This window comes from Neisseria sp. P0021.S005, from assembly GCF_051956955.1.
The window spans coordinates 1-3,579 of the sequence record NZ_JBQCWY010000307.1 but is presented as its reverse complement, the minus strand read 5'-3'; the positions used below and the strand labels follow the sequence as shown (position 1 = coordinate 3,579).

Below are 3,579 nucleotides of genomic sequence, written 5' to 3'. Positions count from 1 at the left end.
GTATTGGTTGGCGGAGTCTTCGACAAAGGTCAGCGTATAGAGGTTTTTCGCCGCCAAGTTGCCGATGATGTTGACGCTTATCGCTTCGCTGCGGTTTTGTTCTTTGCCACGGGCTTTTTCGCCAGTATGGAACATAGACAGCGGTAAGCGATAAACGTTTTGATTTTGCGGGCTGACCTGCGGATTATGCGAATGTTGCCGCTGCTCGGTTTGGGCGATGAAGTGGTGTTCCTTCGTCGGATTCGCGGTCAACAGGGCGTAAGGCTTTTCGCCGCATTCGGAAAATTCGCAATCGCTGAGGATAAAGGCTTGTCGAGTCATAATGTCGGGAAAGGCCGTCTGAATATGTCGATTATAGCTGATGGGGAGCTAAGGGGGATTATGATTATACGGAATGATGCTTTTGCTTGCAGAATACGCTAATAGAATGACGATGGTCGGTTTGGTCTTTATATGCAAAAGGACGCAAAAAGGTCGTCTGAAAACAGGTATAGCGGATTTTGTGCCAACCCGTTTTCAGATGACCTTAAATCAACGGACTGTTCAACACTATTTATTCTTCTTTTGGGAAAACATGGTTGCGGTGATACTCGAAATATTTTTCGCTTTCCGGTCGAATTTTTAATTTCATATCGGGAGAAATTCCCAACCGCTTTTGATTTTCCGAATCGATTGTCGGGCTGATTTTTATCGTACCGTCGGTATCAAACGTAATCAGTCCATTATCGAATAATCTGTCGATATTGGGTGCGAGCATCAGACCATTGAAGCGACATAAACGCTCGTTATCATCGCACACGCTCCAAGGTTTAATATGGCTGGCGATGAGTAAAGGCTGGATATCTAGACCGGTCAGCGGACAGCTCGGATACAGTTCGAGTAGTTTTTGCCGGAATCTGCCTTGCCCTTGACGAGCTTTTATTAAGGTTTCGATTTCGGTTCGCTTTTCTGGTTCAATTTCGGATGCTAATTGTTCTTTGAGTTTACTGAGATCTTGTTCCAAAGATTGGGTTGAGTTTATTTGAAAATTTGTTGGTTTGTATAATTCAAATATTCCTCCTTTTTTCCACCATAAAAAGTCTTGGTGCATTGATTCGTGATAATGCTTCCTTGAGTTTGAATTGACACTAAGTACATGCAAAGAAGCATGTGTATCATCATTATAGTCAGGAGTAATCTGCCATTGGTTTTTTAGTTCTTCAATCTGTTCATCTACATCTTTTACCTTAAATTGTGTTTTGCCCATATCATGCAGATGTAAGACGATTCTTTTTATAATTTCTATCGTTCCATCAATATGTTCCCCATTGATCCGTGCGGAATATTTTGTTTTCGCCATTAAGTCTTCCTATCAAAGTTAAGTTTTCTAATTTAATTATTTGGGGTAATGCATTGATTTTCCTATGACCGTCATTCCCGCGTAGGCGGGAATCCAGAAGCTTGAATTTACAGTAGTCTTTGAGTATTTCTGAAATGCAGGGGGCTGGATTTCCACCTGCGCGGGAATGACGGCGGTTGGTTCGGTATTATACGCAAAAGAACATATAAAGGTCGTCTGAAAACAGATATAGCAGAATGCGCTAAATCGTTTTCAGACGACCTTTCTCTTTAAAGCCGAATCAAATCAGCCTGCCGGTTAACCCAACGCCTTCCTTGCTCCGGCAAAGAGGCGGTACCAGCCGGACAGTTCCGTCCAGTCTTCCGGTTTCCAGCTCATTTGCGCGGCGCGGTACACGCGTTCGGGGTGGGGCATCATGATGGTAACGCGGCCGTCGGCATTGGTCACGCCGGCAATGCCTTGCGGCGAGCCGTTGGGGTTGAGCGGGTAGGTTTGGGTAACTTGGTTTTGTCCGTCGACGTATTGCAGAGCGATGCCGAGGCCGTCTGAAATTTTGCCGCCGTGAAGCGCGAAGTCGGCGCGGCCTTCGCCGTGGCTGACCACAACAGGCAGGCTGGAGCCTTGCATTTCGTTCAGAATCAGCGATGCGGATTTTGGAACATGAACCATGCTCAGGCGCGCTTCAAACTGCTCGCTCAAGTTGCGTTTGAATTTAGGCCATGCCTCTGCGCCCGGGATAATCTCGGCAAGGTTGCTGACCATTTGACAGCCGTTGCACACGCCCAATGTCAGCGTGTTCGGATCGGCAAAGAAGGCGGCAAATTGGTCGCGTAGAGCAGGGTGGAACAGGATGGATTTCGCCCAGCCTTCGCCCGCGCCGAGTACGTCGCCGTAACTGAAGCCGCCGCACGCCGCCAGCATTTTGAAGTCGGCAAGGTGGACGCGGCCTGCCATCAGGTCGGACATATGCACGTCGTAGGCATCGAATCCGGCGCGGGTGAAGGCGGCGGCCATTTCGATTTGCCCGTTCACGCCCTGTTCGCGCAGGATGGCGATTTTGGGTTTCGCGCAGCTGTTGATAAACGGCGCGGCGATGTCTTCGTTTACATCAAACTTCACGTCGGCAAACAATGCGCTGCGGTCGTTGTCGCCAATCAGTGCGAACTCGCTGTCGGCGCAGGCAGGATTGTCGCGCAGGCGTTGGATGGCGTGGCTGGTTTCCTGCCATACGCGTTGCAGGTCGGCGCGGTTTTGTTCCAGTACGATGCCTGCCTGATTGCGGATAACGATTTTCTCGTCAGTACCGATGGTCGCAACAGCATGCAGTGCCAAATCAGCTTCTTTAAACAAGGCTTCTACGGCTGCAACATCTTGTTTGGCAATTTGAATCACTGCGCCCAGCTCTTCATTGAACAATGCACGGATGCTTGCTTCGTTGACATCGGCTTGGTTGGCAACCAGCGAGGTCAAATCCACATTCAAGCCGCAACGTGCAGCAAATGCCATTTCTACCAAAGCGGCAAACAAGCCGCCGTCGCTGCGGTCGTGGTATGCCAAGAGTTTGTCTTCGGCGACAAGCTGTTGAATTATGTTGTAAAACGCTTTCAGACGGCCTGTATCGTCCAAATCAGGTGCATCGCCGGTCATGTTGTTGTAAACCTGACCGAATGCAGAGCCGCCCATACGCGCTTTGCCGTTGCCCAAGTCAACCAGCAGCAATACGCTGTCTTCGACGTTTTTCAACTCAGGCGTAACAGTCTTGCGTACGTCTTCTACTGGAGCAAACGCAGAAATAATCAGGCTCAACGGCGAAACCACGGATTTTTTCTCTTCGCCATCCTGCCACACGGTTTTCATCGACAAACTGTCTTTGCCCACGGGGATGCTCAAATCCAATGCCTGACAGGCTTTAGAAACTGCTTCAACGGTGCGGTAGAGTTTTTCATCTTCGCCCTCGTTGCCGCACGCCGCCATCCAGTTGGCGGAAAGTTTGATGTTGCCGATGTCGCCGATGTTGACCGCCGCGATGTTGGTGATGGCTTCGCCGACGCACATTCTGCCCGAGGCGGGCGCGTCAAACAGGGCGACGGTCGGTTTTTCGCCCATAGACATCGCTTCGCCGCGATAGGTGTTGAAGCCCATCATGGTAACGGCGCAATCGGCTACGGGGGTTTGGTATTTGCCGACCATTTGGTCGCGGTGGGTCATGCCGCCGACGCTGCGGTCGCCGATGGTAATCA

Annotated in this window: 2 protein-coding genes and 1 pseudogene; all 3 read right to left on the bottom strand. The window is 50.1% G+C overall.

The features are described 5' to 3' along the window. Positions 1-321, bottom strand: a pseudogene (locus ACTHUE_RS13225) (hypothetical protein); the annotation flags it as partial. Positions 322-553: 232 nt separating this feature from the next. After that, entirely contained in the window at positions 554-1,339 is a 786-nt protein-coding gene (locus ACTHUE_RS13220) for an HNH endonuclease (protein ID WP_225905477.1), read from the bottom strand. A 297-nt stretch (positions 1,340-1,636) separates the two neighbouring features. Next, a partial coding sequence (purL, locus tag ACTHUE_RS13215; RefSeq protein WP_440423682.1) for a phosphoribosylformylglycinamidine synthase occupies positions 1,637-3,579 on the bottom strand: 1,943 nt, incomplete at its 5' end.